The 6,129-nt window shown below is 71.1% G+C and carries 5 protein-coding genes; all 5 read left to right on the forward strand.

Annotated elements, in window-relative coordinates:
* Positions 1 to 298 precede the first annotated feature (298 nt).
* The 5 genes from AC13HU_RS29935 (at position 299) to AC13HU_RS29955 (ending at position 6,102) form a co-directional block, all read left to right on the forward strand.
* Complete coding sequence (locus tag AC13HU_RS29935; RefSeq protein ID WP_483045108.1) at positions 299 to 1,276, forward strand: D-alanyl-D-alanine carboxypeptidase family protein; 978 nt, start codon at positions 299 to 301, stop codon at positions 1,274 to 1,276.
* 220 nt (positions 1,277 to 1,496) lie between these two features.
* On the forward strand, positions 1,497 to 2,813 hold the full coding sequence (locus tag AC13HU_RS29940) for an ArsB/NhaD family transporter (RefSeq protein ID WP_483045111.1): 1,317 nt from the start codon (positions 1,497 to 1,499) through the stop codon (positions 2,811 to 2,813).
* A gap of 173 nt (positions 2,814 to 2,986) precedes the next feature.
* Positions 2,987 to 3,190, forward strand: coding sequence for a cold-shock protein (locus tag AC13HU_RS29945; protein ID WP_483045109.1), 204 nt, complete (start codon positions 2,987 to 2,989; stop codon positions 3,188 to 3,190).
* 219 nt (positions 3,191 to 3,409) lie between these two features.
* Positions 3,410 to 5,023: a DEAD/DEAH box helicase gene (locus tag AC13HU_RS29950; RefSeq protein WP_483045110.1), complete on the forward strand. Its 1,614-nt coding sequence runs from the start codon at positions 3,410 to 3,412 to the stop codon at positions 5,021 to 5,023.
* A gap of 35 nt (positions 5,024 to 5,058) precedes the next feature.
* Complete coding sequence (locus tag AC13HU_RS29955) at positions 5,059 to 6,102, forward strand: fatty acid desaturase family protein (RefSeq protein WP_483045112.1); 1,044 nt, start codon at positions 5,059 to 5,061, stop codon at positions 6,100 to 6,102.
* The last annotated feature ends 27 nt before the right edge of the window (positions 6,103 to 6,129 follow it).

Here is a 6,129-nt window from a genome sequence, read left to right on the forward strand (position 1 = left end):
TCGCCCTGTGCCGTCACGCCCACCGCTCCCCGCCGCCCCTCGGCCGCGATTTGGAAGTCCCGCACATCCCCACCGTCCCGCACATCCCCACCGTCCCGCGCGTCACGCGCATCGCGCGCCGTGAACGGCGGGGCCACCGCAGGAGTCTGCCGTACCCGCGGAAACCGGACCCCCCGGGTACCAATCAAATGGAATATCGGAAAATAACGCCTGCGAGGACGCATCGACGGGGGCATGCCCAACGTCTCACCTCAGAGCGGCACTTCCGCACGCCGCCCCACGAACATCTGGAGCAGTTGTGAGAACCGACACCAGCAGCATCCGCCGGGTCTCGGCGGCGGCGGTCACCGCCGCCGCCCTCCTCGCGGCGGGCGCGCTCGCCGCCCCGGCGGCCCAGGCCGCCCCGCAACTCGCGCCCGCCACCGCGAAGAGCGCCACGACCACCGCTGCCAAGACCGCCACGGCCGCCAAGACCGCTGCGAAGGCCGCGCCCAAGGCTCCGTCGATCGTCGCCAAGGGCGGCTTCGTCATGAACAACGGCACCGGCACCACGCTCTACACCAAGGCCGCCGACACCCGCCGCTCCACCGGCTCGACCACCAAGATCATGACCGCCCGGGTGGTCCTGGCGAACAAGCACCTCAACCTGGACGCCAAGGTGACCGTGCAGAAGGCGTACAGCGACTACATCGTCTCGAAGGGAGCGTCGTCCGCACACCTGATCGTCGGGGACAAGGTCACCGTCCGGCAGTTGCTCTACGGCCTGATGCTGCCGTCCGGCTGCGACGCCGCCTACGCGCTCGCCGACAAGTTCGGCACCGGCTCCACCCGCGCCGCCCGGGTGAAGTCCTTCATCGGCACGATGAACTCCACCGCCAAGTCGCTCGGCCTGAAGAACACGCACTTCGACTCCTTCGACGGCATAGGCAGCGGCAAGAACTACTCGACGCCGCGCGACCTCACGAAGCTCGCGAGCAACGCGATGAAGTACTCGACCTTCCGCACGGTCGTGAAGACCAAGTCGACCAAGCAGAAGGTCACCACCAAGTCCGGCGGCTACCGCTACATGTCCTGGACCAACACCAACACCCTGCTGGGCACCTACTCCGGCACCATCGGCGTCAAGACCGGCTCGGGCCCCGAGGCCGGCTACTGCCTCGTCTTCGCCGCCACCCGCGGCAAGAAGACCGTGATCGGCACGGTGCTCTCCTCCTCCTCGGTGTCCGCCCGCACCTCGGACGCCAAGAAGCTGATGGACTACGCCTTCAAGAAGTGACCTGACCTGACGCCGCGTCAACTCACCTGGTGGACAAGGACGATGGCGTCGCCGTACGGGAGAGGGCCGGGAAGGTCCTCTCCCGTACCGGCGGACCCGGGCGGGTGGAGGACCGCCCGGCGTCGTGTACGTTGACGACTGGTGTGCCGGGAAGTCTGGTCGGCGAAGACAGGAGAACTCTCTTCGCCGATAGGGGCTGGTACCGGTGCTCTCCACCGCCATGGGATCGGGTGCGGGACCGGGCGACTGGCAGGCGTGGGCCGCCGTCGCGGTGTTCGCCGGGACGTACGCCCTGATCATCAGCGAGCGAATACACCGGGTCGCGGCCGCACTCGGCGGTGCCGCCCTGATGCTGCTGATCGGCGCGACCGACGGCACCGCCGCCTTCTACTCCGAGCGCTCCGGCATCGACTGGAACGTCATCTTCCTGCTGCTGGGCATGATGGTGATCGTCGGCGTGCTCAAGCGGACCGGCCTGTTCGAGTACCTGGCGATCCGGTCGGTGCAGTGGGCGGACGCCCGGCCGTTCCGGGTGCTGGTGATGCTGACGGTGATCACCGCGACCGTCTCCGCGCTGCTGGACAACGTCACCACGGTGCTGCTGGTCGCCCCGGTCACCCTGCTGGTCTGCGAGCGCCTCGCGCTGCCGTCGGCGCCCTATCTGATCACCGAGGTGTTCGCCTCGAACATCGGCGGCATCGCCACCCTCGTCGGCGACCCGCCGAACATACTCATCGGCAGCCGCGCCGGACTGACCTTCAACGACTTCCTCATCAACCTCGGGCCGCTGGCCGTCCTCCTCGTGCTGGTGCTGATCGGCCTGGCCCGGGTGCTGTTCCGTACCGCCTTCGACTACGACGCCGAGCGCGCCACCGCGGTGATGGCGCTCGACCCGCGCGCGTCGATCCGTGACCGGCGGACCCTGGTGCAGGGGCTGGCGGTGCTGGCCGCGGTCGTCGCCGGGTTCGTGCTGCAACCGGTGCTGGGCTACCAGCCGAGCGTCGTCGCACTGCTCGGCGCGGGGCTGCTGGTGGCGGTCTCCACGGTCCGCACCGAGGAGGTACTGGCCGAGGTCGAGTGGCCCACGCTCGCGTTCTTCGCCGGGCTGTTCGTGATGATCGGCGGCCTGGTCGAGACGGGTGTGATCGGATACGTCTCCGACGCCCTGGCCCGCGCGGTCGGCGACCGGGAGCTCGGCGGTTCGATGCTGATGCTCGGCGGCTCCGGCGCGCTCTCCGGCGTCGTGGACAACATCCCGTACGTGGCCACCATGGGGCCGGTCACCGCCGATCTCGTCCAGCACCTCGGCGGCGACCGGCACCACGTCATGTGGTGGGCGCTGGCGGTCGGCGCCGACCTCGGCGGCAACGCCACCGCGATCGGCGCCTCCGCGAACGTGGTGGTGCTCGGCATCGCCGAACGCGCCGGCCGGCCGATCACGTTCTGGCAGTTCACCCGGCACGGCCTGGTGGTCGCGGCCGCCACGGTGGGCGTGAGCGCGGGGTACCTCTGGCTCCGGTATTTCGCGCTGCGGTAGGGGTGTGCTACCGTTCAATTGTTGCGGTTGTGGTACCCATGAACTCTGTGTGCGCCTGACGGGATGTGACCCTCGGGCGCATTTTGTTTTCCGGCCTCCAGATGGGGTCATTGCAGCGACACCTGGCTCGTAAAGTGCGAGTTCGGGAACTGCACCATCAGAGGAAGTTAGACATGGCAACCGGTACCGTTAAGTGGTTCAACGCGGAAAAGGGCTTCGGCTTCATCGAGCAGGACGGCGGCGGCGCCGACGTCTTCGCCCACTACTCGAACATCGCCACCCAGGGCTTCCGTGAGCTCCAGGAGGGCCAGAAGGTCACCTTCGACGTCACGCAGGGCCAGAAGGGCCCGCAGGCGGAGAACATCGTCCCCTCCTGACCGGACGAGTAGTACCCGAGCCGGGTCCCGCTACTTTGGGCGCGGGGCCCGGCTTTTCCGTACCTGGGTGCGATTCCCGGACGGATGTGCGTTTTCCGTTCCACCGCTGTTCACCTCCTCCGCTGTTCATCTCTCCGGCTCGTTCTGCGAGTCTCCGCCCGATGTCACTTTTTGCGGAGTCTTTTTCGGCACGCGCCGCCTTCGAGGAAGGCTCCACGCATGCCTGAAAGAAATCGCCAGTCCTATTCGGGCGGCCCGGCCCGCGCCCGGCGCAAGCCGCGCGGCCCCCAGCAGGGCACCGGCGGCGCGTCCCGCGGCTCCGGCCGCTCCGGCGGCCGCCCGGCGGACACCGGCTCCGAGGAGTCGGTGTACACGACGGTCACCCCCGCCCCGCCGGCCGCGACCACCTTCGCCGAGCTGGACATGCCCGCCGCGCTGACGGAGGAGCTGACCCGGCAGGGCGTCACCGTGCCGTTCCCGATCCAGGGCGCGACGCTGCCCAGCTCGCTGGCCGGCCGTGACGTACTCGGCCGGGGCCGCACCGGCTCCGGCAAGACCCTCGCCTTCGGGCTGGCCATGCTGGCCCGCACCGCCGGGCAGCGCTCCGAGCCGCGCCAGCCGCTCGCGCTGGTGCTCGTGCCCACCCGCGAACTGGCCCAGCAGGTCACCGACGCGCTCACCCCGTACGCCCGGGCGCTGCGCCTGCGGCTGGCCACGGTCGTCGGCGGGCTGTCGATCAGCCGCCAGGCCGCGGCGCTGCGCGGCGGCGCGGAGATCGTCGTCGCCACCCCGGGCCGGCTGCGCGACCTCGTGGAGCGCGGCGACTGCCGGCTCGACAAGGTCGTGATCACCGTGCTCGACGAGGCCGACCAGATGGCCGACATGGGCTTCCTGCCCCAGGTCACGGCGCTGCTGAACCAGGTGGTGCCGGGCAGCCAGCGGATGCTGTTCTCCGCGACCCTCGACCGCAACGTGGACACCCTGGTCCGCCGGTTCCTGTCCGACCCGGTGGTGCACGCGGTCGACCCGTCGGCCGGCGCCGTCTCGACCATGGAGCACCACGTGCTCCACGTAACCAGCGAGGACAAGCGCGACGCCACCGTGCGGATCGCCGCCCGCGACGGCCGGGTGCTGCTCTTCCTGGACAGCAAGCGCGCCGTGGACCGGCTCGCCAAGACCCTGCTGGCCAGCGGCGTACGGGCGGCCGCGCTGCACGGCGGGAAGTCCCAGCCGCAGCGCACCCGTACCCTCACCCAGTTCAAGAACGGCGAGGTGACCGCACTGGTGGCCACCAACGTCGCCGCGCGCGGCATCCACATCGACGACCTCGACCTGGTGGTCAACGTCGATCCGCCGGCCGACCACAAGGACTACCTGCACCGCGGCGGCCGTACCGCCCGCGCGGGCGCGTCCGGCAGCGTCGTGACGCTGGTGCTGTCCGACCAGCGCCGCGACATGGACCGGCTGATGGCCAAGGCCCGGATCACCCCGCGTACGGCGAAGGTGCACTCCGCCGACGAGGAACTGGCCCGGATCACCGGTGCCCGGGTGCCCTCCGGGGTGCCGATCACCATCGCGGCGCCGGACCCGGCACCGCACGTCGGCGGCGGCTCCACCGGACGCGGCGGCAGCCGGCGCAGGCCACGGGCGGGCGGCGCGTCCGGCGCGGGTTCCGGCCGGGGCGGCGCGGGCCGCGGCGGCGGCAACGCAGGACGTACCGGCGGCGGCTCCGGCCGCACCGGGAGCAGCTCGGCGGGGACGTCCGCCGGCCGCTCCGGGGGCGCCCGTTCCGGCGCCGCGCGCACTGCGCAGCCCCGCAGGCGAGCCGCGTGAGGCCCGTCACGGCGGACGCGACCGGCGTCGCCGTACTGCCCACCGACGCGCCGTCCACCGACGGCACGCCCTGCGAGGGCAGCGACTTCTCCGCACTCTCCCGGCGGATCACCGACTCCGGCCTGATGGAGCGGCGCCCCGGCTACTACGTGGCCAGGATCGGCGGGGTCGCGGCGCTGTACATCGGCGCCTGGACCGCGTTCGCACTGCTCGGCCACACCTGGTGGCAGCTGGCCATAGGCGGCGTGCTCGGGGTGCTCTTCTCCCAGATCGCGCTGGTCGCCCACGACATAGCCCACCGCCAGGTGTTCCGGCTGCGCCGGCCCAGCGAGGCCGCCGGCCGGATCGCGGGCAACCTGTGCGTCGGCATGAGCTACGGCTGGTGGCAGGACAAGCACACCCGCCACCACGCCAACCCCAACCACGAGGAGCTGGACCCGGACGTCAGCCCGGACATCCTCCTCTGGTCGCAGGGCCAGGCCCGCAACGCCCGCGGCGTGGCCCGCTGGATCGGCGGCCGCCAGGCGTACTGGTTCTTCCCGCTGCTCACCCTCGAAGGCATGAACCTGCACGTGGCCGGGGTGCGGGCGCTGTTCCGGCCCGTGTACAAGCAGCGCGCCCTGGAGGCGGTGCTGCTCGGCGTGCACATCGTCGCGTACATCACCGCGCTGCTGCTGATCCTCACCCCGCTGCAGGCGCTGGCGTTCGTCGCCGTCCACCAGGCGGTGTTCGGCGTGTACATGGGCTGCACCTTCGCGCCCAACCACAAGGGCATGCCGACGCTGACCGGCAAGGACCGGCCCGACTTCCTGCGCCGCCAGGTGCTCACCTCGCGCAACGTGCGCGGCGGGCGGCTGACCGACATCGCGCTCGGCGGGCTGAACTACCAGATCGAGCACCACCTCTTCCCGAGCATGCCCACGCCCCATCTGCGGCGCGCCCAGCCGATAGTGAAGGCGTACTGCGCGGAGCTGGGCATCGCCTACGCGGAGAGCGGGCTGATCTCCTCCTACGCCCAGGCGCTGCGCCATCTGCACCACGTCGGCGCGCCGCTGCGGGCCGCCGCCACCACCACCTGACCGGACCCGGACCGGCCCGGACGGCCC

Source organism: Streptomyces sp. NH27 (genome assembly GCF_056859195.1).